19 protein-coding genes are annotated in these 20,643 nt (G+C 71.9%); 14 read left to right on the top strand and 5 right to left on the bottom strand.

Annotated features, from left to right (window positions below):
• The first annotated feature begins 87 nt into the window (after positions 1-87).
• The 3 genes from N912_RS54350 to N912_RS54345 all read left to right on the top strand — a co-directional run bounded on the left by N912_RS54350 (position 88) and on the right by N912_RS54345 (position 4,170).
• Positions 88-1,545, top strand: coding sequence for an APC family permease (locus N912_RS54350; protein WP_051580714.1), 1,458 nt, complete (start codon positions 88-90; stop codon positions 1,543-1,545).
• Positions 1,542-2,057, top strand: a complete 516-nt coding sequence (locus tag N912_RS0124385) for an HIT family protein (RefSeq protein ID WP_051580713.1) — start codon at positions 1,542-1,544, stop codon at positions 2,055-2,057. The genes N912_RS54350 and N912_RS0124385 overlap by 4 nt, the downstream gene beginning before the upstream one ends.
• A 67-nt stretch (positions 2,058-2,124) precedes the next feature.
• Positions 2,125-4,170 carry a CehA/McbA family metallohydrolase gene (locus tag N912_RS54345; RefSeq protein WP_156993952.1) on the top strand — a complete coding sequence of 682 codons (2,046 nt, stop codon included), beginning with the start codon at positions 2,125-2,127 and terminating at the stop codon, positions 4,168-4,170.
• Here the strand turns inward: N912_RS54345 and N912_RS0124375 are convergent.
• From N912_RS0124375 to N912_RS0124365, 3 genes are read right to left on the bottom strand one after another with little or no spacing between them, the layout of a single operon-like run.
• Complete coding sequence (locus N912_RS0124375) at positions 4,145-4,372, bottom strand: hypothetical protein (RefSeq protein ID WP_084211203.1); 228 nt, start codon at positions 4,370-4,372, stop codon at positions 4,145-4,147. The two genes, N912_RS54345 and N912_RS0124375, sit on opposite strands and share 26 nt — an antisense overlap.
• Positions 4,369-4,893, bottom strand: coding sequence for a hypothetical protein (locus tag N912_RS0124370; protein WP_028924441.1), 525 nt, complete (start codon positions 4,891-4,893; stop codon positions 4,369-4,371). The genes N912_RS0124375 and N912_RS0124370 overlap by 4 nt, the downstream gene beginning before the upstream one ends.
• A gap of 42 nt (positions 4,894-4,935) precedes the next feature.
• Positions 4,936-5,595 carry a GNAT family N-acetyltransferase gene (locus N912_RS0124365; RefSeq protein WP_028924440.1) on the bottom strand — a complete coding sequence of 220 codons (660 nt, stop codon included), beginning with the start codon at positions 5,593-5,595 and terminating at the stop codon, positions 4,936-4,938.
• Positions 5,596-5,721: 126 nt separating this feature from the next.
• Here N912_RS0124365 and N912_RS0124360 point away from each other — a divergent pair, with 126 nt between their 5' ends.
• Positions 5,722-6,723 carry an NAD(P)H-quinone oxidoreductase gene (locus N912_RS0124360; protein ID WP_028924439.1) on the top strand — a complete coding sequence of 334 codons (1,002 nt, stop codon included), beginning with the start codon at positions 5,722-5,724 and terminating at the stop codon, positions 6,721-6,723.
• Between the two features lie 62 nt (positions 6,724-6,785).
• Here N912_RS0124360 and N912_RS0124355 read toward each other — a convergent pair whose 3' ends face one another.
• On the bottom strand, positions 6,786-7,985 hold the full coding sequence (locus tag N912_RS0124355; RefSeq protein WP_028924438.1) for an aminotransferase class V-fold PLP-dependent enzyme: 1,200 nt from the start codon (positions 7,983-7,985) through the stop codon (positions 6,786-6,788).
• A gap of 93 nt (positions 7,986-8,078) precedes the next feature.
• Between N912_RS0124355 and N912_RS0124350 the strand changes: the two genes are divergently transcribed.
• From N912_RS0124350 to N912_RS0124315, 8 genes are all read left to right on the top strand, one after another.
• Positions 8,079-8,636 (top strand): bacterial proteasome activator family protein, encoded by a 558-nt coding sequence (locus N912_RS0124350; protein WP_028924437.1) that lies wholly within the window; start codon positions 8,079-8,081, stop codon positions 8,634-8,636.
• Positions 8,637-8,766: 130 nt separating this feature from the next.
• Positions 8,767-9,618: a galactan export ABC transporter permease subunit Wzm/RfbD gene (gene wzm, locus N912_RS0124345; protein ID WP_028924436.1), complete on the top strand. Its 852-nt coding sequence runs from the start codon at positions 8,767-8,769 to the stop codon at positions 9,616-9,618.
• A gap of 7 nt (positions 9,619-9,625) precedes the next feature.
• Positions 9,626-10,393, top strand: a complete 768-nt coding sequence (gene wzt, locus N912_RS54340) for a galactan export ABC transporter ATP-binding subunit Wzt/RfbE (RefSeq protein WP_037066265.1) — start codon at positions 9,626-9,628, stop codon at positions 10,391-10,393.
• The gene (gene glfT1 / locus N912_RS54335; RefSeq protein ID WP_051580711.1) at positions 10,390-11,358 is read left to right on the top strand and encodes a galactofuranosyltransferase GlfT1; all 969 of its coding nucleotides are present in this window, start codon (positions 10,390-10,392) and stop codon (positions 11,356-11,358) included. Before wzt ends, glfT1 begins: the two co-directional genes overlap by 4 nt.
• A 270-nt stretch (positions 11,359-11,628) precedes the next feature.
• Positions 11,629-12,876 (top strand): glycosyltransferase, encoded by a 1,248-nt coding sequence (locus N912_RS0124330; protein ID WP_051580710.1) that lies wholly within the window; start codon positions 11,629-11,631, stop codon positions 12,874-12,876.
• Positions 12,877-12,891: 15 nt separating this feature from the next.
• A complete protein-coding gene (locus tag N912_RS0124325) occupies positions 12,892-15,405 on the top strand; it encodes a right-handed parallel beta-helix repeat-containing protein (protein WP_028924434.1) in 2,514 nt (837 codons plus the stop codon).
• Positions 15,402-16,448: a right-handed parallel beta-helix repeat-containing protein gene (locus N912_RS0124320; RefSeq protein WP_051580709.1), complete on the top strand. Its 1,047-nt coding sequence runs from the start codon at positions 15,402-15,404 to the stop codon at positions 16,446-16,448. The genes N912_RS0124325 and N912_RS0124320 overlap by 4 nt, the downstream gene beginning before the upstream one ends.
• A 92-nt stretch (positions 16,449-16,540) precedes the next feature.
• The gene (locus N912_RS0124315) at positions 16,541-17,851 is read left to right on the top strand and encodes a UDP-glucose dehydrogenase family protein (protein ID WP_028924432.1); all 1,311 of its coding nucleotides are present in this window, start codon (positions 16,541-16,543) and stop codon (positions 17,849-17,851) included.
• Between the two features lie 128 nt (positions 17,852-17,979).
• Here N912_RS0124315 and N912_RS0124310 read toward each other — a convergent pair whose 3' ends face one another.
• The gene (locus N912_RS0124310; protein ID WP_028924431.1) at positions 17,980-18,393 is read right to left on the bottom strand and encodes a GtrA family protein; all 414 of its coding nucleotides are present in this window, start codon (positions 18,391-18,393) and stop codon (positions 17,980-17,982) included.
• A gap of 99 nt (positions 18,394-18,492) precedes the next feature.
• Here N912_RS0124310 and dprE1 point away from each other — a divergent pair, with 99 nt between their 5' ends.
• Complete coding sequence (gene dprE1 / locus N912_RS0124305; protein WP_028924430.1) at positions 18,493-19,872, top strand: decaprenylphosphoryl-beta-D-ribose oxidase; 1,380 nt, start codon at positions 18,493-18,495, stop codon at positions 19,870-19,872.
• A gap of 1 nt (position 19,873) precedes the next feature.
• Positions 19,874-20,629, top strand: coding sequence for a decaprenylphospho-beta-D-erythro-pentofuranosid-2-ulose 2-reductase (dprE2, locus tag N912_RS0124300; RefSeq protein WP_028924429.1), 756 nt, complete (start codon positions 19,874-19,876; stop codon positions 20,627-20,629).
• Positions 20,630-20,643: the final 14 nt, after the last annotated feature.

Here is a 20,643-nt window from a genome sequence, read left to right as displayed (position 1 = left end):
CGAACCGGCCGCCGGAAAGATACTGCTCTCACCGCATGTGCCCATGCTCTTACCGCATCGGCGAGCGGGGTGGCGAGGAGGTCCGCGATGGCCGTGTCCGATCCCGACGCCGCCACACCCGCCACCGTCACGCCGCGCCTTCGCCGGGGGCTGAACGTCTGGCAGGCGGTGGGGCTGTCCATCGCGCTGATGGCCCCGAGCATGGCCGCCAACATCAACCCGCAGGGCACAGCCAAGGCGGTGGGACGGGCGGTGCCGCTGGCGTTCCTGATCGCCACCGTCGGGGTGCTGCTGGTGGCGTACGTGTTCGTCCGGCTGTGCCAGCGGTTCCACCACGCCGGCTCGGTGTACGCGTTCGTTGCGGCCACCCTCGGCGCGCGGGCGGGCACCGTGGCCGGCTGGTCGCTGATGGGCACGTACTGCTTCTACGGGGTCGTGACGTCCACCGCGTGCGGCATCTTCGGCACCGCGTTCCTGCAACAGGTGGGGCTCTGGGCGCAGCCGCCGGACTGGGCGCCGTTCCTGATCAGCGGGCTGGCGCTGGTGCTGGTGTGGCTGCTCACGGTGATCCCGGTGCGCGGCGGCACCCGGGTGCTGCTGTCCGTGGAGGGGATCACGGTGGCGCTGATCCTGGTGGTGTCGGTGGCCGTGCTGGCCAGGCTCATCGCCGGCACCGCGCCGGAGGGGCTGCCCGCGACCTGGAGCGTGTTCACCCTGTCGCCGGGCACCGAGGTGTCCGCGGTGTTCCTGGGCGCGGTGTTCGGGTTCCTGTCGTTCGCCGGGTTCGAGGCGTCCGCGACGCTGGGCGAGGAGGCCCGGGAGCCCCGCCGGGACATCCCGCGCGCGATCCTGGGCACGGCGATCTTCGGCGGCCTCTACTTCGTGTTCGTCACCGCCGTCGAGGTGATGGGGTTCGGCGCGGACGCCGACGGGGTCGCGGCGTTCACCTCGTCCCCCTCGCTGCTCGGCGACCTGGGCACCCGGTACGTCGGCCCGTGGGTGGGCGACCTGATCTCGCTGGGCGCGGCGGTCAGCGCGTTCGGCTGCGCGCTGGCCTGCGCGGTGGGCGGGTCGCGGCTGCTGTTCGCGCTGAGCCGGGACGCGGCCGGTTCGCGCGGGCTCGGCGGGGTGTCCCGGCAGGGCACGCCGGCGCTCGCGGCGGTCGTCGTGGTGCTGGCGATGTACGGGATCGTCGCCGCCGGGGCGCTGGGGCTGCGGGCCTCGGCGATGGACGTGTTCCTGGCCAGCGGCACGATCGGCACGCTGATCCTGCTGGTGGTGTACCTGGTGACCACGCTCGGGGCGATCCGGCTGCTGTTCTTCACCCCGCCGCTGACGGTGCGCCGCTGGGAGCTGGTGATCCCGCTCGCCGCGCTGGTGGTGCTCGGCTACACCGTGTACGCGAACGTGGTGCCCTACCCGGAGGGGGCCGCCGCCGCGTTCCCGATCGTGGCCGGCGGCTGGATCCTGCTGGGCATCCTGGCCGTGGCGGCCGTGCCCCGGCTGGCCCGGTTCGCGCAGCGGGAGGACCTGACCGCGCCGTGACGACGCCCCCGGACGACGCGCTGATCACCGAGCTGTACGACCGGCTGGACGCCACCGCACGCGGCGAGGCCGACAACCTGATCGCCGAGCTGCGCTCCGGATACGCCGTGCTCGCCGACGACCAGAGCCTGCCCGGCCGCTGCCTGCTGCTGCACCGCGACCGGGTGGAGCACCCCGACGACCTCTCCGACCCACGCCGCGCCGAGTTCTGGCTGGACGTCTCGCTGCTCGGGGAGGCGGTGCGGGCCGCAGCGTCCGCGTTCGACCCCGCGTTCCGCCGGATCAACTACGAGGTGCTCGGCAACACCTGGCCGCATCTGCACGCCCACGTGCACGCCCGCTACACCTGGGAGCCCGAGGAGTACCGCTACCTGCCGATCTGGCGCTACCGCCCCGAGGACCGCCCGCCCCCACCTCCGCCCGCGCGCCAAGCCGAACTCCGCGCCACCATCACCGCCCACCTGCGCGCCGCCACCGCCCGCGCCTACAAAACACCAGGTCAGAACCCGTGAGTGGTTAGAGGTGCTATGGCACCTCTAACCACTCACGGGTCTTGACCAGGGGCGTAGCGTTCGCGGCGTGTGTTGTGAGTCCACTGAGGTGCTCGACCTGCCGGCCGAGGTGATCGAGGCGCTGGCGCACTACCGGCGGTTGGTCGGGGAGCGCGGCTGGGACTGGGGCGACGAGCAGTACCCGGAGTTCTTCCGGTGGGCTCGGTTCTCGCTGATCGGGCCGGTGTTCGAGGCGTACGCGGACACCGGCGACTGGGCGAAGGCGATCCGGGTGGCCATGGGTACGGACGTGCCGGCGGGCATCGTGCTGGTCCGGATCGACCGCGACGGGTCACTGTGCGCCGAGCCCGGGCCGGCCCGGCCGTCCATCGACGGCCACCCGCACCCGGTCGACGTGGTGCTCGACTCCGAGTCGGACGACGAGCTCGCACTGACGGTGGCCGGCCACACGATCACGCTGCCGGCGCGCGGGGCGTCCGTCCTGCCGATCACCCTGGACGGCGGCGATCCCGCGTTCACGGTCGATTTCCCGGGCGGGTCCGTACGGGTGGACCGCGCGGCCAGGCCGGTGGCGGCCGCCGAGCTGCGGCTGGAGGCGCCGTGGTGCGCGCGCTGGTCGGTCACGGACGACGGCGGCGGCGCGTGGTTCCCGGACGGGGTGCCGCACAAGTGGGACGCGCACCACCGGCCGTTCTTCCACGCCCGCGAGGCCACCGTCGAGGTGCCGGCCGGGCCGCTGCGCGTGGTGTGCACCCGGGGGATGGAGTACGAGCGGGTCGAGCGCGAGGTGAGCCCGGCGGCCGGAGAGTCGGTGGGCGTGTGGTGCGAACCCGAGCGGCTGGTCGACCCGGCGGCGGACGGCTGGTACGGCGGTGACCTGCACATCCACCTGAACTACAGCGGCGACATGGTGTGCACGCCGGCCGACGCGGCGCGGATGCAGCACGGCGAGGGGCTGCACCTGGCGAACCTGACGGTCGGCAACGCGACCACCTCGCTGGTCTACGACCGGGAGCTGCTGGAGGCGTTCCCGGGCACGGACCTGCCGTGGTCGACGGAGGACGCGGTGGCCCGGATGGGCGTGGAGTACCGCAACGACCTGCTCGGGCACGTGCACGCGCTCGGCCTCGACGCGCCTCCCAGCCGCTACTACTCCGGCCACGAGCGTTCCGACCGGCCGTACGACTGGCCACCGAACAAGGCGGCCTGCGAGGAGCTGCGCACCCTCGGCGCCACGATCGGGTACGCCCACCCCGCGCTCACCGACTTCGGCGGCTCGGGCGGGCTCGACGAGCGCGCCGTCGCCCACTTCTTCTCCTCCGGCCGCAGCTGCGAGGCGCGCGAGCTGGTCGCGGACGCCGCGCTGGGCGTCGTCGACTCGGTGGACCTGATCTCGCCGTTCAACGACGCCGGCGCGATGTTCCTCTACCACCGGCTGCTGTCCTGCGGCCTGCGGCTGGCCGCCACCGCCGGCACCGACGTGTTCCTGTCGTTCGCGCACGGACCCGGCGTGGCGTCCAACCCGCCGGGCTGGGGGCGGGTGTACGCCCAGCTCGGCGGCCGCGAGCTGTCCGTCCCGGCGTTCCAGGACGCCATCAGGGCCGGCCGCACCGTGGTCAGCAACGGCCCGTGGCTCACCCTGGAGGTCGCCGGGCACGGGCCGGGCGCAGTGCTGAACGCCGCTGCCGGTGACCAACTGGAGCTGCGCGCCACCGCGGCCGGCGCCGGGGCCGAAGAGCTGGTCCTGCTCGGGCCGGACGGGCCGCTCGCCTCGACGTCTGACGGCGCGCTGTGCCACCGGCTGACCGTCTCCGAGCCGACCTGGATAGCGGCCATGGCCAGGGGCGGCGGCCACCCGAACACCCTGGACGAGACGGTGTTCGCGCACACCTCGCCGGTCTACCTGGACATCGCCGGGCGGCGCGTCGCCAGGGCCGCCGACGCGCGCTGGTGCCTGGCCCTGCTGGAGCGGCTGGAGCGGTTCGTGCACAAGCACGGCAGGTTCGCGGCCGAACACAGGGACGCCCAGCTCGGCGAGTTCGCCACCATGCTCGACGGCGCCCGCGCGTTCTACCGGGGCGTGGCGGCTATGGCCGCAAGACCCGCGCCATGAGCATCGTCGCCGGCCCGAACCCGGCGCGCCGGTAGAACGAGACCGAGCGCTCGCTCGGCGAGAGCACGTCGCGCTGGCCGGCGAACCGCTCCTCGAAGCCGGGCTCGCCGGCCTGGGCGCCGTCCTCCTCGGTCCACAGCCTGCGCAGCCTGGCCAGCGCCGGGGCGTCCGCCTCCTCCGCCCGGCGGACCCGCACGCTCACGCCCGCCGGCGCCCGGCCGCTCGCTCCGGCCACGGCCAGCTCAGCGTCAGCGACTCGCCCACCCCGAGCCCGCGCCAGCGCCCGGACAGCTCGTCCATCCGGTCCAGGGCGCCGTTCAGCTCGGCGTCCGTGATCTCGGCGGCCGCCAGCCGGTCCGCCATGTCGTCGGGCAGCGCACGCCCGTGCCGCGCCCACCAGGCGGTGTACGTGACCGCCGCGAGCAGCTCCGAGCGTCCGACATCCCCACCGCTCGCACTGTTGCGCCGGGCACTGCGCCGCGCCCATCGCCGGGTGCGCACCTCGTCCACCGGCCGGAACGTGTGCGCGTCACCGCCCGCGTCGAGCTGACCGAAGATCCCGTCCCGCAGCCCCCAGTGCACCTCCACCACGAAGTGCACCAGGTCGTGCGGCAACCGCTCGTCGAAGCCGGGGGCCGGGTCCATGGTGACCCGCGCGGACTTCTCCCGGCCAGCCGTCACCGCGTAGCGCCGGGCGCCGGTCCGGGTGAAGCTGATCTCCATGCCCACGACGGTAGGTCGCTCAACGGCGACACGCACCGCGGTTTACGCCCCGAGCAGCCCCCGGCACCCCGCGAGGCCCTCCACCTCCGGCCGCCACGCCGGCCGGTGCCCCTGGAACTCCTCCCAGGTCAGCAGCAGCCGCACCTGCTCGGCCACGGCGCCCCGGCGGATGGCGGTCATCGACCCGTCCGGGCAATAGCCGAGCCGGTGCGAGATGGCCAGCGAGGCCGGGTTGTCGACGAACGCGCTGGACCGCGCGGTGCGCGCGCCCAGGTGGTCGAACGCCAGCGCGAGCACGGCCGCGCGCATCTCCGTGCCGTAGCCCTGCCGCTGGTGCCGGATGCCGAGCCAGGACCCGGTGGTCACCTCCCTGGTCACGGCGAAGTTCGTGCCGCTCACCGACTGCACGCCGATCACCCGGCCACCGACGCGGATCAGGAAGTGCAGCGACCACTCGGCAGGGCGCAGCGCCGCGCGCTGGGACCAGAAGTGCTGCAGCACGTTGCGGCCGATGTCGCGCGGGTCGGCGTCGGTCCACGGCACGTCGAACGGCATCTGCTCGGGCGGATGCACCCCGCCGCGCGCCTGTTCGGCCAGCTCGAACAGGCCGGCGTCGTCGTCCGGGCGCAGCTCCAGCCGTGGCGTGCGCAACCGCAGCGCCCTCAGCGGCCAGGGGTCGAAGGAGTCGGGCAGGCCTGCCATGGGCGAACAGCGTGCCGTATCCCGCGACGCCCGCCGCACCGGGTGTCACATGAGCATCACCCGGACGCGGCCCGCCGCACCCCGCCAGCGATCGCCGATCCGCCCGGACCGCGTTAACGTCCCGCCATGCTTGCGATCACCGTGCGCGAACCCGGCGGCCCCGAGGTGCTGGAGTGGGCCGAGGTGCCCGATCCCGAGCCCGGCCCCGGCGAGGTCCTGATCGAGGTCGCCGCGTCCGCGGTGAACCGCGCCGACCTGCTGCAACGGCAGGGCTTCTACCCGCCGCCGAAGGGGGCGTCGGAGATCCTCGGGCTGGAGTGCTCGGGGCGGATCGTGGACGTGGGCGCCGGCGTGTCGAACTGGCACCAGGGCGACGAGGTGTGCGCGCTGCTCTCCGGCGGCGGGTACGCGCAGCGGGTCGCGGTGCCGGCCGGGCAGCTGCTGCCGCTGCCGGTGGGCGTGAGCATGCTGGAGGCCGGCGGGCTGCCCGAGGTGGCCGCCACCGTGTGGTCCAACCTGGTCGGAGTCGCCGGGCTGCGGGCCGGCGAGCTGGCGCTGATCCAGGGCGGCAGCGGCGGCATCGGCACGCACGCGATCCAGGTGGCCGCCGCGCTCGGCGCCAGGGTGGCGGCCACCGCCGGCTCGCCGGAGCGGCTGGAACGCTGCCGCGAGCTGGGCGCCGAGATCGCGCTGAACTACCGGGACGACTCGGTCGCGGCCACGCTGCGGGAGGCCACCGGCGGGCGGGGCGCGGACGTCATCCTGGACAACATGGGCGCCGCCGCGCTGGCCGCCAACCTGGACCGGCTGGCCCCCGGCGGCCGGCTGGTGATCATCGGCCTGCAGGGCGGCACCCGGGCGGAGATCGACCTGAACGCGATGCTGCGCAAGCGCGCGGTGGTGGCGGCGACCAACCTGCGAGGTAGACCGACCGACGGTCTAGACGGCAAGGCGGCCATCATCGCGGAGGTCAGGGCCGGGCTGTGGCCGCTGATCGAGGACGGCCGGGTGAAGCCGGTGGTGCACGCCGAGATCCCCATGGACCGGGCGGGCGAGGCGCACCGGATGCTGGGTGAGGGCGGCGTGATCGGCAAGCTGCTGCTGGTCAACCCTGGGTACGGCGGCTGACGAAATTCGCGACTCACCCTGACAAAATCCCCGACTCGCGGGAGCGGTGTGCGGGCGGGCGCCTAGACCATCTCGTTCAGGGCGCGCGCTAGCTGGTCGATCTCGGACGTCGTCGTGTAGTGGGCCAGGCCTACGCGGATTACGCCGCCTACTTCGCCGCAGCCTAGGTGTTCCAGGACGCCGGACTCGCCCATGTCGGCCATGGCGCAGACGCCTCGGTCGGCGAGGTAGGCGGCTACGTCCTGGGCTTTGCGGCCGTCGTGGGTGAAGGCGAGGGCGGGGACGCCGCCGGTGGGGTCGCCGACGATGGACAGGCGGGGGATGAACTTCAGCTCGTAGATGAGCTTGCCGAGCAGCTCGGTCATGTACTCCTCGGCCGAGCGCATCGAGACCGCGAGCCGCTCGGGGCGCTCGCCGGTGGCCTCGTCGTCCAGGGTGGACAGGTAGTCGATGGACGCCACCAGGCCGGCCAGCAGCGGGTAGGAGTGCGGGCCGACCTCCAGGCGCTCCGGGCCCTCGGCCAGCGGGTCGAGCGAGCAGGACGGCAGCCGCTCCAGCAGGCCGGGGTCGGCGAACACCAGCGCGGCGCACTGCGGACCGCCCCACGCTCGCGGCGAGAGCACCAGCACGTCCGCGCCAAGGTCCTCCATCCGCAGCGGGCCGCAGGCCGCCGCCGCGAAGCCGTCCACCACGGTCAGGGCGCCGGCGCGGCGGGCCCGCTCGGCGATCCGGGCCACCGGCGGGCGGGTGCCCACGTGCTCCGAGCCGGCGGTCACCGCGACCACCCTGACCTGCCCGCGCAGCAGCTCCTCGTACTGCCACTCCGGCAGCTCGCAGGTCTCGATCTCGATCTCCGCCCAGCGCACGCCGATGCCGCGGGCCCCGGCCGCGCGCTGCCACGGCGCCAGGTTTGCCACGTCGTCGAGCCGGGAAAGCACGATCTGGTCGCCGAGCTGCCAGCCCTGTGCGAGCGCGTCGGCCAACCGCCCGAGCAGCACCTCACGCCCGGGCCCGAGCACCACCCCGCGCGGGTCGGCGCCGACCAGGTCGGCCACCGCCTGCCGGGCGGCGTCCTCGATGACCTCGGCGCGCTGGGACGCGGGGAACGCCTCGCCCGGCTGGGAGATGGGCGCGCGCACCGCCGTTCCCATGGTCAGCGCGACCTGCTCGGGAGCCTGGGCGCCGGCCGGGGCGTCGAGGTGGACCCAACCGTCACCGATCGCCGGGGTCAGTCCACGGATACGGGCCACATCGAAGGGCATTGATATACGGTAACGGCTCCGACAAGTTGATCGTCGGCCTATTTGCCGAGGCCCGGATTCGACCCGGCGGCGCGAACCCATCAGGATGGAGTCATGAGCGAGGCTAGCGCGAACCCGGAACGTCCGGAGAACGGCGAACAGCAGGTCGTGGTGATCGGCCCGGACGGCTCGCCGGTCGGGGTCGCCAAGGTGCCGAACGGCTCCGACGACGACCAGCAGGCCGGCGGCCTGAGCGACATGGTCGAGCAGCCCGCGAAGGTCATGCGGATCGGCACCATGATCAAGCAGTTGCTGGAGGAGGTCCGCGCCGCGCCGCTGGACGAGGCCTCCCGCAACCGGCTGCGCGAGATCCACGAGAACTCGATAAAGGAACTCGAACAGGGCCTCGCCCCCGAGCTGCGCGACGAGCTGCACCGCCTCAGCCTGCCGTTCACCGATGAGAACACCCCGTCCGACGCGGAGCTGCGGATCGCGCAGGCGCAGCTGGTCGGCTGGTTGGAGGGGTTGTTCCATGGCATCCAGACCGCGTTGTTCGCCCAACAGATGGCCGCCCGCCAGCAGTTGGAGCAGATGCGCCGGGGCCTGCCGCCCGGCATCGGCGGCCAGCAGCCGACGGAGGGCACCGGCCGGGGCACCGGTCAGTACCTGTAGCCCGCCGGGTCCGCATCCGGCTACTGATCGGCGCCGCTCGTCGCGTCCGCGAAACGCCTGACGTGCTGATCTTCCGGTCCGCCACTGGGGGGAACGGCGGCGACCAGGCCACCAAGTACGCTTTTTACCCGTGTCCACCACCGTGAGCGCCGACGCGGCGATCCCGCCCGCCCCGTCGCGGAGCTGGCAGCGCGCCGTCGACGACCTGCGCCAGGGCTGGCGCCAGCGCTCGCTGTGGGGCTACCTCGGTTGGCAGGACATCAAGCAGCGGTACCGCCGTTCGGTGCTGGGGCCGCTGTGGATCAGCATCAGCATGGGCGTGATCGCCACCGGGCTGGGCTTCCTGTACGCCGCGCTGTTCCAGATGCAGCTCGAGCAGTTCCTGCCCTACGTGGCCACCGGGCTGCTGATCTGGAACTTCGTCTCCGGCTGCATCCTGGAGGGCAGCGAGGTCTTCATCTCCAACGAAGGCCTGATCAAGTTCCTGCCCGCGCCGCTGAGCCTGCACGTCTACCGGCTGGTCTGGCGGCAGACGCTGTTCCTGCTGCACAACCTGGTGATCTGGCTGGTGCTGATCATCATCTTCCCGCAGCCGCTGAGCATGTCGCTGGTCCTGGCGCTGCCGGCGCTCGCGCTGCTGCTGGTCAACGGCGGCTGGATCGCCATCGTGGCCGGCATCATCGCCACCCGGTTCCGGGACATCCCGCCGATCATCAACAGCATGACCCAGCTGCTGTTCTACGTCACGCCGATCGTGTGGGACTACGGCCGGATGGCGCAGAACCCGGCCATCCGGGAGCGGATCCAGCTGGCCGAGCTCAACCCGATCATGCATTTCGTGGAGATCCTGCGCGAGCCGATGCTGGGCGAACAGATCGTGTGGCGGCACTGGTACGTGGCCGGCGCGATCACCGTCCTCGGCTGGGCCGCGGCCATGGTGATCCTGCGCAACTACCGTTCCCGCGTCTCGTACTGGGTGTGAAGCAGAAGTGGTCTCCATAGATATCCAGGACGCGTTCGTCGACTTCCCGATCTTCGACGCGAAGACCAGGTCGCTGAAGAAGGCGGTGCTCGGCAAGGCGGGCGGGCGGATCGGCACCGAGAGCAAGGTGCCGGTCATCGAGGCGCTGCGCGGGATCAACCTGAGCCTGCGCCAGGGCGCCAGGGTCGGGCTGGTCGGGCACAACGGCGCCGGCAAGTCCACGCTGCTGCGGCTGATGTCCGGGATCTACGAGCCGACCAGGGGGCACGCGCGGATCCAGGGCAAGGTGGCGCCGGTCTTCGACCTCGGCGTCGGGATGGACCCGGAGATCTCCGGCTACGAGAACATCATGGTGCGCGGGCTGTTCCTGGGCATGACCCGCAAGCAGATGCAGGCCCGGGTGGACGACATCGCCGAGTTCTCCGAGCTGGGCGACTACCTGTCGATGCCGCTGCGCACCTACTCCACCGGCATGCGGGTGCGGCTCGCGCTCGGCGTGGTGACCAGCATCGACCCGGAGATCCTGCTGCTCGACGAGGGCCTCGGCGCGGTGGACGCGGAGTTCCTGGCCAAGGCCCGCGACCGGCTCAACGCGCTGGTCAAGCGGTCCGGGATGCTGGTGTTCGCCAGCCACTCCGACGAGTTCCTGGTCGAGCTGTGCGACACCGCGATCTGGATGGACCACGGCGAGGTCCGCGACCAGGGGCCGCTGCGCGACGTGCTCAACCACTACAAGGGCCGTGACGTCGTCGCCGAGCTCGGCGAGCGCCTGTGAGCGCGCCACTCCCCAAGGACTCGGTGGTCGCCGTGGTGGTCACCCGGCACCGCCGCGAGCTGCTGGCCGAGTCGCTGGCCGCGCTGGCCGGGCAGACCCACCCGCTGGCCCACCTGGTGGTGGTGGACAACGGCCCCGACCAGCCCGCGCGCGAGGTCGTCGAGTCCGTGACCGCCGAGCACGGGCTGCCCACCACGTACCTGCCGTCCTGGCACAACCTGGGCGGCGCCGGCGGCTTCGCGCTGGGCATGCTGCACGCGCTGGCGCTGGGCGCGGACTGGGTCTGGCTGGCCGACGACGACGGCAGGGCCGCCGACGAGACGGTGCTGGCCACCTTGATCGACGTCGCCCGCCGCCGTGGCCTCGCGGCGGTCTCCCCCGTGGTGGCCGACCAGGCCGACCCGGACACGCTGGCGTTCCCGCTGCGGCGGGGGCTGCGCTGGCACCGGGGCAGGGACGCCCTGGGCGGCGGTACGAACGGCGCGGCGGAGCTGCTGCCCGGCATCGCCTCGTTCTTCAACGGTGCACTCTTTCGCGCCGAGACGCTGGACGTGGTGGGCGTGCCGGACCTTCGCCTGTTCGTGCGAGGCGACGAGGTGGAGATGCACCGTCGGGTGGTGCGCTCCGGCCTGAAGTTCGGCACCTGCCTCACCGCGGCGTACGTACACCCCAACGGCTCCGGCGAGTTCAAGCCGATGCTCGGCGGCCGGCTGCACGCGCAGGATCCGGAAGACCCCGTCAAGCGTTATTACACATATCGCAATCGCGGCTATCTGTTCGGCCAGCGTGGGATGCGTCTGATCGGGGCGCTGGAGCTGGTCCGCTTCGGCTGGTACTTCCTGATCGACAAGCGGGATCCTGGCGGGTTTTTCGAGTGGATCCGGCTGGTTCGATTGGGTCGTCGTGAGCGATTCTTCCGCGCGCCGGACCTTACGTCTGGTAAACACGGCCGGCGCAGCCCATGACCGAGAATCCACCACACGGGTGAGGTGCCGATGACCCGTAGCGACGTATTTGGACCGTCAGGGTGGACGGTTGCATCGGCCAAACAGGGTGCTACTTTCGAGCAGCCCGGCAGGGCCGCTTTCGTCACACGAACCCAGGCCAGCCAGTGACGGCGGACTGACCACGGACTGAAGCCTGACAACCGCAGCCGACCACGATTGGGCAGCAGTGAACGAGCCTCGTGTCACAGCCGGCACAGCGCGGCCGACCGGCCACCCTCGGGGCGTGCGATGAACGCCATCATCGACACGATCTCGGACCGTTGGGACATGTTCATCCCGGTCGGGATCATCGGAGCCCTCTCCTGGGGCATCTGGGTGTTCCGGAAGTTGATGTCGCTGTTCTACCGGCCGATCATCAACGACTACCGCACCACCACCTCGCTGGTGGTGCCCTCTTTTCGTGAGGACCCCGACATCCTGCTCGAGTGCCTGCAGACCTGGCTGGCACAGAACCCTACCGAGATCATCATCGTCCTCGACCTGGAGGACACCGAGGCCCAGCGCCGGCTGCTCGCGCTGAACAACCCCCGGCTCAACGTGATCATGTTCGCGCACGAGGGCAAGCGCTCCGCGCTGGGCGTGGGCATCAAGCAGGCGAAGCACAACATCCTGGTGCTCACCGACTCCGACACCCGCTGGCAGCCCGGGCTGCTCGCCGCCGTGCAGATGCCCTTCGTGGACCCCACGGTCGGCGGGGTGGGGACCCGGCAGAACGTCTACCTGCCGTACTCCAGCGTGTGGCGCCGGGTGGCGGACTGGATCATCGACCTGCGGTACATGGACTACGTGCCGGCCACCAGCCGCAAGGGCGGCGTGGTCTGCCTGTCCGGCCGGACCGCCGCGTACCGCCGCGCGGCGGTGATCCCGGTACTGGAGAACCTGGAGTACGAGTACTTCTTCAACAAGAAGTGCATCGCAGGCGACGACGGCAGGCTGACCTGGCTGGTGCTGGCCCAGGGCTACAAGACCGTGCACCAGGACACCGCGCGGGCGCTGTCGATGTTCCCGACCAACTTCAAGTCGTTCGTCAAGCAGCGGATCCGGTGGAGCCGCAACTCCTACCGCTGCTACCTGACCTGCATCTACAAGGGCTGGCTCTGGCGAGTGCCCTTCATCTCCCAGCTCACCGTCTTCCAGATCCTGTTCACCCCGGTGACCATGTTCGCGGCCGTCTACTACGTGGCCAGCTCGTGGTTCAGCCCGCAGCGCTACGTGGCGCTGACGCTCGGCCTGAGCTGGATGTTCCTCGGCCGCGCCATCCGCAGCATCTCGCACCTGCGCTCGCGCCCGGCGGACCTGCTGCTGCTGCCGCTGGTCACGCTGGTGATCGCGTTCGTGGCGCTGCCGATCAAGACGATCGCCTTCTTCACCATGAACAAGCAGGGATGGATGACCAGGCGCAAGGACATCATCGGCGGAGAAGGTCAAGACAATGCCAGCCTGAAATCGGGAGCTAGCGGTGGCGCAGCGGCTTAGGCAACCGGGAGGCCGATGGTGACCCAGCGCGAGTCGCACGGCCTGAGCTACGCACTGGCCGCCCTCGGCATCCTGACCAGCCTCAGCCTGGGCATCGCCACCCTGATGTACGGGGTCAGCGCGCCCTCGGACCCCGATGTCCAGGGGCCGTCGGTGAGCCTGGAGGAGGCCGAGCCCACCAAGGGCTCCGACACCCCCAACGACGCCCAGCAGCCGTTCGACCCCCGACAGGCCCAACTGGTGTCCGCGCTGGACGAGCGACTGTACGCCACGGTGGGGCAGATCGAGCCGGGCACCTCCCCGCACGACGTGACGGTCCCCGGCGGCTTCCCCACGGTGGTGCTGCCCGCGCGTCCGTCGCCCTACGACCTGTCCACGCTGACCAGCACCGGCGCGGTCACCAAGCAGTCGGACGGCACCCTGCTGATGCAGAAGAGCGTGCTGGTCGGCGCCGGTGCCCAGCTGCAGCTGTCCGCTCCGGGCAGCACGCTGCGGATGACCAGCGGGCCGCAGGGCTTCGCCACCCTGATCGCCTTCAAGGGCTCGATGGTGCTGCAGGGCAACGAGGGCTCGCCGCTGTCGATCACGAGCTGGGACCCGACCAAGAGCGCCGCGGACGCCGAGCCCTCGGACGGCCGGGCGTTCATCCGCACGGTCGGCGGTCGGATGGACCTGCGCGCGGTGAACGCCACCAACCTGGGGTTCTGGAGCGGCCGGACCGGCGGGATCGCCTGGACCGGCAGCGCCGCCGAGGCGGCCACCGGCTCCGCCAGGGGGGTCAACGTCACCGGCAACCACTACGGGTTCTTCTCCGACCGCACCAAGGGCCTGCTGATCAACGGCGGGGACGTCAAGCAGTCCGTGATGGACGGCATCGCGGTGAACCGGGACTCGACGGGCACCGAGCTGTGGAAGGTGAGCAGCTCGCAGAACGGCCGCAACGGGATCGCGGTGGCCAGGGGTGCGCACAGCATCTCGATCCGCGAGGTCGTCACCAGCGGAAACTCCCGCAACGGCGTCTTCCTGGACGGCACCCCGCCGGCCCAGGGCCCGAACGCGGGCGGCGGCACCACCGCGCACGCGGCCGGCTTCACGGTGGACAGCAGCAAGGTGCAGGGCAACGCCGAGCACGGCATCCTGATCAACGGCGCGGACAAGGCCGAGCTGATCCGCAACATCGTGTCGGCGAACAAGGACGGCGTGATCGTGCGCGGCGTCACCCAGGGCACCTCGCTGCGGGAGAACCGGATCAGCTCGCCCGGCGGGTTCGCGGTGGCGATCAGGGAAGGCTCCAAGGACGCCCTGGTCGACAAGAACATCATCTCCGACGCGCTGACCGCCGTGCAGGTGGAGAACGCGATAACCAAGATCTCCGGCAACGAGATCAGCGGCATGACCATGCACGCGGTGTCCATCATCGGCAACTGCAACGGGTCGTCGGTGGTGGACAACCGCTGGGTCGGCCGGGGCCCGAGCGATATCGACATGACCCGCATCGGCGGCGGCTCGCTGGTGGAGGACGCCGGCAACGACAAGGCCGGCTGGGTGGTCGACAAGGACAACGCCAAGTACCTGGCCAGCTTCATCCGCAACCACCCGCTGGTGCTGCTGTGGTTCCTCATCCTGGTGCTCCCGCTGGCCGGTCGGCTCTACATCAAGCGCGGCCGCCCCGGGGTCGGCCAGCACCCGTACCGGCCGGTCGCGGCCGTGGCGGCCGCCGGAGGGGCGTCCTCGGCGCCGGCCTCGGCGTCCGCGACGCCCCGCACGCCCGGCGGCGGGGTCCGGCCGGCGCGCTCGGCGGCCAGGCCCCCGACGAGCGGGTCGAGCGGCCCGGCCCGCCGCGCCACTCCGGGGACGGCGCCGTCGCGCGACGGCCGGCCCGGTAGGGACGCGATGCCGGTGCGCCAGCCCCAGCGTTCGCGCCCCGGTGGGAAGCCGACCGTGCCGCCGGCCTCGCGCAACGGCGCCGCCGGGCGGTCCGGGTCCGAACCGCCGGCCGGCAAGAAGCCGGGGCCGCCGGTCAAGCCCGTCTCCTGGTCGGGGCAGGGCCCCCGGCAGCCCGGCGAGCCGTCCCGCCCGGCCCAACGCGGCGGCGCTGCGCCCCGGCAGTCCAGGCCGTCGTCCACGCCCGGCGCTCCCGGCAAGTCCGGCACTCCCGGGAAACCCGCCGGCCCCGGCAAGCCCGCCGGCCCCGCCAAACCCGGCACGCCGGCCAAGCCCGGCGCGGCCCCCGGCGGCCAGGCCCCGCAGCGCTCCGGCAAGCCGCAACGGCCCGGCAACCCGGAGCCGCCCGGGAAGCAGGGCGGCCCCGGCCCGCGCCAGCCCAACGGCCAACAGGGCGGTCCGGCCAACCCGAGCGGGCGCGGCAAGCCGGGCGGCCCGGGCCAGCAGCAGCCGGGCTCCGGGCAGCCCGGTTCCGGCCAGCAGCCCGGGCCAGGTCAACGTCCGGGCGGGCAGAATCAACAGGGTCCGAACAACAAGCGCCCGCCGCAGGGCGGAGCCCGAACGACGGTGGTGTCACCCAAATGACCACGCGGACTAACCCCAGGTTCCGGCGGACCGCGTTGGCGGCGCCGGTCGTCGGCGTGCTCGCCGCGCTGCTCGCGCTGAGCGGCTGCGGCGGTGGGGAGCCCTCCGGCCAGGGTGGCGGCCCCCAGGCGGCGCCCCCGGCGGAGGGGACCCCGCTGGGCCCCGGCTGCCCCAAGCCCGGCACCGTCCAGGTACGCAACTCCGAAGAGCTGAGCTCCGCGCTGGCCAACCCCAAGCCGGGGGCGGTCATCCAGATGGCGTCCGGCACGTACAAGGGCGACTTCGCCGCCAGGACCTCGGGCAGCCAGGCGCAGCCGATCACCCTCTGCGGTGACCACAACGCGGTGATCGAGGGCGGCAACAAGAACTACGCCATGTACCTGGAGAACGCCTCGTACTGGCAGCTCGTCGGCTTCACCGTGCGCGGCGGCCAGAAGGGCGTGATGGTCGACAACGGCCAGCACAACCTGATCGACAGCCTGGTCGTCGAGAACATCCAGGACGAGGGCCTGCACCTGCGCAAGAACTCCAGCGACAACATCGTGCGCGGCAACACCGTCCGCAACACCGGCCAGAAGCAGGCCAAGTTCGGCGAGGGCATCTACGTCGGCAGCGCCGAGAGCAACTGGAAGAAGTACACCGGCGGCGAGCCCGACCGCAGCGATCGCAACATCATCGAGGGCAACACCGTCTCGGCGACCACCTCGGAGTCGGTGGACATCAAGGAAGGCACCACCGGCGGGGTGCTGCGCAACAACAAGTTCACCGGCCCCAGCGAGGAAGCCGAGTCCTGGGTGAATGTCAAGGGCAACGGCTGGCAGATCATCGGCAACACCGGCCACGGCTCCTCGAAGGACGGCTTCTCGGTGCACCAGATCCTGGACGGCTGGGGCATCAACAACACCTTCGACAACAACACAGCGGTCGTGGACGGCCCCGGCTACGGGATCAACGTCACGAAGAACAAGGAAAGCAACCGCGTGACCTGCGGCAACAAGGCCGAAGGCGCCGGCAAGGGTCTCACCAACATCGACTGCAGCTGACGCCGCGACTCCCCGGCCGGCGCTCCCCACAGCTCCACCTCGCGCGGCCAGCGGCTCCCAGTGAGCGCCCCCCATCCCCCCTAAGGAGAACGATGTTCGTTCGTCGGATCGCCGTTATCGGCACCGGTTATGTGGGTCTCACCACCGGTGCGTGTTTGGCTTCCCTCGGTCACGACGTGGTCTGCGCCGACGTGGACGAGCAGAAGATCGCCAAGTTGCGCCGGGGGGAGGTGCCGATCCTGGAGCCCGGGCTGGCCGAACTGGTCACCGAGGGCATGGCCGCCGGCCGGCTGAAGTTCGTGGTCGGGGCGCGCAACGCGATTGCCCCGCAGGGCGACTCCGACGACCCGATCGAGGTCGTGTTCCTCTGCGTGCCGACCCCGATGGGCGAGGGCGGCGCCGCCGACCTCGCCGCGGTGGAGGCCGTCGCGCACGAGGTCCGCGACCTGCTCCCGCGCGGCTGCGTGGTGGTGAACAAGTCCACCGTGCCGGTGGGCACCGCCGCGCGCACCAAGCAGCTGCTGGGCCGCCGCGACGTCGCGGTGGTGAGCAACCCGGAGTTCCTGCGCGAGGGCTCCGCCGTGCACGACTTCCTCAACCCGGACCGGATCGTGGTCGGCTGCGACCAGCAGGACGCCGCCGAGCGGGTGGCCGCGCTGTACTCCCGGCTCGGCGCGCCGACGCTGCTCACCGACGCGGCCAGCTCCGAGATGGTCAAGTACGCCGCGAACTGCTTCCTGGCCATGAAGCTGTCCTACGTCAACGCCATGGCCGAGCTGTGCGAGCGCCTCGGCGCGGACGTCCACGAGGTCACCGAGGGCATGGGCTACGACCGGCGGATCGGCCAGGCCTTCCTCAAGCCAGGCCCGGGCTGGGGCGGCTCCTGCCTGCCGAAGGACACCCACGCGCTGATGCAGATCTCGGAGGCGGCCGGGTTCGACTTCGCGCTGCTCACCGCCTCGCTGGAGACCAACGAGCGGCAGAGCGGGCGGATGGTGGACAAGGTCCGCGCGGCCGTCGGTGGCTCGCTGGCCAACAAGCGCATCGGGCTGCTCGGCCTGACGTTCAAGGCCGGCACCGACGACCTGCGCGACTCGCCCGCGCTGACCGTCGCCGCCGCCCTGCGCGCCGAGGGCGCCGAGCTGTCCGCCTACGACCCCGGCTGTTCGGGCGAGGTCCCCGGCATGACCGACGGCATCACCGTCGCCGACGAGGTCACCGCCATCGCCAAGGACGCCGACGCCATCGTCGTCCTCACCGAATGGCCCGAGTTCCGCGCCCTGGACTGGCCAGCCCTCGCCAAGGTCGCCGCCAACCGCACGGTCGTCGACACCCGCAACCTGCTCGACCCCGACGTCCTGCGCCGCGCCGGCTTCTCCTGGGTAGGCGTCGGCTGCCGCTGACCCCCACCTTTCCGCGAGTCGGGCGTCTGAGCACACCGAGTCGCGCGTTTCAGCACATACGTCGATGTGCTGAGGCGCGCGACTCACTGTGCTGAGGTGCCCGACTCGCGGAAACTTCGGCGGGAGCGTCAGCGGCGGAAGACGACCGTGCGCAGGACCAGGAAGTTGATGGTGGTCGCGGTGCCCTGGGCGAGCAGCCAGCAGATCGTGACCCGCATCGGCGTGCCCTCGGCTATGATCTTGAGGGCGAGGCCGTTCACGCCGACGTTGACGAAGAACGTGAGGCCGTAGAGGAGCAGGAAGCCGGTGAAACGGCCGGCGCCGCCGGTGTCGCCGGTGAAGGTGAAGCGGCGGTTGAGCAGGTACGCGGTGGTGGTGCCGCAGATGAAGCTGATCGCCTTGGCGCCGTGCACCCACACGTCCAGGTGCAGTAACGCCTGGTACAGCCCGTAGTCGACCAGCGCGGATAATCCGCCGACCAGCACGAACCTACTGAGCTGGCCGAGCAGACCGGCGCGCGGCTCCGGGCGAGCGGCTGTCATCGGGGCTCCTGCCACGCCGAACAGGGTAGCGAGCCGGATTCGCCTGCCGCCCCCGGCCCGTTACCAGGCTATCCCGCCGAGCTGAGTAGCCTGGTTGCGATGTCCTCGCCCCGCAGCGCGCCAGCCCGGCAGCAGACCCTGACCGGGTTCGGCCGGACCGCCCCGAGCACCGCCTGGGTGGCGCCGATCGACACCGACGCCGACGTCCTCGCCGCCCTGCGCGACGCGGGCCCCCGGGGGGTCACCGCGCGCGGCCTCGGCAGCTCCTACGGCGACCCGGCGCAGAACGCGGGCGGGCTGGTGCTGGACATGACCGGGCTGAACCGGATCCACAGCATCGACGCGGAGTCAGGGCTGGCCACGGTGGACGCGGGCGTCAGCCTGGACGCGCTGATGCGCGCCGCGCTGCCGTTCGGGCTGTGGGTGCCGGTGCTGCCGGGCACCCGCCAGGTCACCGTCGGCGGCGCGATCGCGGCCGACGTGCACGGCAAGAACCACCACAGCGCCGGCAGCTTCGGCAATCACGTGCGCTCGATGGACCTCGCGCTGGCCGACGGCTCGGTGCGCACGCTCACCCCCGACGGCCCGGAGGCCGAGCTGTTCTGGGCCACCCTGGGCGGCATGGGGCTGACCGGCGTGGTCCTGCGGGCGACCATCGCGTTGCACCCCTGCGAGTCCGCCTACTTCGTGGTGGACACCGACCGCACGGACAACCTCGACGAGCTGATGGCGCTGCTCACCGACGGGTCGGACGACAACTACGACTACTCGGCGGCCTGGTTCGACACCGCGTCCACCGGCGCGTCGCTCGGGCGGGCGGTGCTCACCAGGGGCTCACTGGCCCGCCGCGACGAGCTGCCCGCCAGGCTGCGCCGCAACCCGCTGCGCTTCGACGCCCCGCAGCTGCTGCGCTTCCCCGACGTGTTCCCCAGCGGCCTGGCGAACCCGAGGACGCTGCGCGCGTTCAGCGAGCTGTGGTGGCGCAAGGCGCCCCGCCGGCAGCGCGACGCCGTGCAGAACCTCACCGGCTTCTACCAGACGCTCGACGTGTTCGCGGACTGGAACCGGGTGTACGGCAAGCGCGGTTTCCTGCAGTACCAGTTCGTGGTGCCGATGGGCGCGGAGGACGCGTTCCGCCGGATCGTGGAGGAGATCGCCGCGTCCGGCCACGTGTCGGGGCTGAACGTGCTCAAGCGCTTCGGGGCCGGCAACGCGGCGCCGCTGTCGTTCCCGACGGCGGGCTGGACGATCACCGTGGACTTCCCGATCGCGGCCGGGCTGCACGAGCTGTGCGAGAGGCTCGACGAGCTGGTGCTCGACGCCGGCGGGCGGCACTACCTGGCCAAGGAGTCGCGCACGTCGCCGGCGGCGATCCGGCGCGGCTACCCCCGTCTCGACGAGTGGCGCAAGACGCGCGCCGCCGTGGATCCGGACGGGGTCTTCACATCCGACCTGGCACGACGGCTGGAGCTGGTCTGAAATGATCGACGCGGTGGGAGTTCCGAACTCCATCCTGCTGCTCGGCGGCACGTCCGAGATCGGGCTGGCCATCGTGCGGCGGCTGGCCGGCGGTAGGTCCGTGCGGGTAGTGCTCGCCGCGAGACAGACCGACCGTCGGTCTAGAGCCGCCGAGGAGCTCACGGCCGCCGGCTGCACGGTGGAGACGCTGGACTTCGACGCCCACGACACCGACGGCCACGCCGAGCTGATGCACAAGGCGTTCGCGGGCGGCGACATCGACGTGGCGGTCGTGGCGTTCGGCATCCTCGGCGACGCGGAGACCGCGTGGCAGTGCCTGGACGCCGCCGTCGAGATGGCCACCGTGAACTACACGGCCGCCGTGTCCACCGGCGTCGCGCTCGCGCAGCGGTTCCGCCAGCAGGGGCACGGGGCGATCGTGGCGCTGTCCTCGGTGGCCGCCGAGCGGGTGCGGCGGTCCAACTTCATGTACGGCTCCAGCAAGGCCGGCATGGACGCGTTCTACACCGGGCTGACCGAGGCGCTGCGCCCGTCCGGCGTGCGGGTCACGGTGGTCCGCCCGGGCTTCGTCAAGACCAAGATGACCGACGGCATGGCGCCCACGCCGCTGTCCTCGACCGCCGAGCAGGTGGCCGACGTGGTCGCCGACGCGGTCCGCAACCGCCGCGAACTGGTCTGGGTGCCGGCACCGTGGCGGATCGTGATGTCCGTACTCCGCCACCTCCCCCGCCCGATCTTCCGCCGCCTGCCGATCTAGCCCTTAACAGGCAA

The sequence above is a fragment of the Actinospineispora acaciae DSM 45401 genome (assembly GCF_000620785.1).
GTDB classification, from domain to species: domain Bacteria; phylum Actinomycetota; class Actinomycetes; order Mycobacteriales; family Pseudonocardiaceae; genus Pseudonocardia; species Pseudonocardia acaciae.
Note: the sequence above shows the minus strand (reverse complement) of the source record. Positions and strands in the feature narration are given on the sequence as shown.

Bases quoted from the DNA above. Each gene is read 5' to 3' on its own strand.
- N912_RS54350 (WP_051580714.1), top strand. From the start codon at position 88: ATGGCCGTGTCCGATCCCGACGCCGCCACACCCGCCACCGTCACGCCG.
- N912_RS0124370 (WP_028924441.1), bottom strand. From the start codon at position 4,893: ATGGAGATCAGCTTCACCCGGACCGGCGCCCGGCGCTACGCGGTGACG.
- N912_RS0124365 (WP_028924440.1), bottom strand. From the start codon at position 5,595: ATGGCAGGCCTGCCCGACTCCTTCGACCCCTGGCCGCTGAGGGCGCTG.
- N912_RS0124360 (WP_028924439.1), top strand. From the start codon at position 5,722: ATGCTTGCGATCACCGTGCGCGAACCCGGCGGCCCCGAGGTGCTGGAG.
- N912_RS0124355 (WP_028924438.1), bottom strand. From the start codon at position 7,985: ATGCCCTTCGATGTGGCCCGTATCCGTGGACTGACCCCGGCGATCGGT.
- N912_RS0124350 (WP_028924437.1), top strand. From the start codon at position 8,079: ATGAGCGAGGCTAGCGCGAACCCGGAACGTCCGGAGAACGGCGAACAG.
- N912_RS0124330 (WP_051580710.1), top strand. From the start codon at position 11,629: ATGAACGCCATCATCGACACGATCTCGGACCGTTGGGACATGTTCATC.
- N912_RS0124325 (WP_028924434.1), top strand. From the start codon at position 12,892: ATGGTGACCCAGCGCGAGTCGCACGGCCTGAGCTACGCACTGGCCGCC.
- N912_RS0124320 (WP_051580709.1), top strand. From the start codon at position 15,402: ATGACCACGCGGACTAACCCCAGGTTCCGGCGGACCGCGTTGGCGGCG.
- N912_RS0124315 (WP_028924432.1), top strand. From the start codon at position 16,541: ATGTTCGTTCGTCGGATCGCCGTTATCGGCACCGGTTATGTGGGTCTC.
- N912_RS0124310 (WP_028924431.1), bottom strand. From the start codon at position 18,393: ATGACAGCCGCTCGCCCGGAGCCGCGCGCCGGTCTGCTCGGCCAGCTC.
- dprE1 (WP_028924430.1), top strand. From the start codon at position 18,493: ATGTCCTCGCCCCGCAGCGCGCCAGCCCGGCAGCAGACCCTGACCGGG.
- dprE2 (WP_028924429.1), top strand. From the start codon at position 19,874: ATGATCGACGCGGTGGGAGTTCCGAACTCCATCCTGCTGCTCGGCGGC.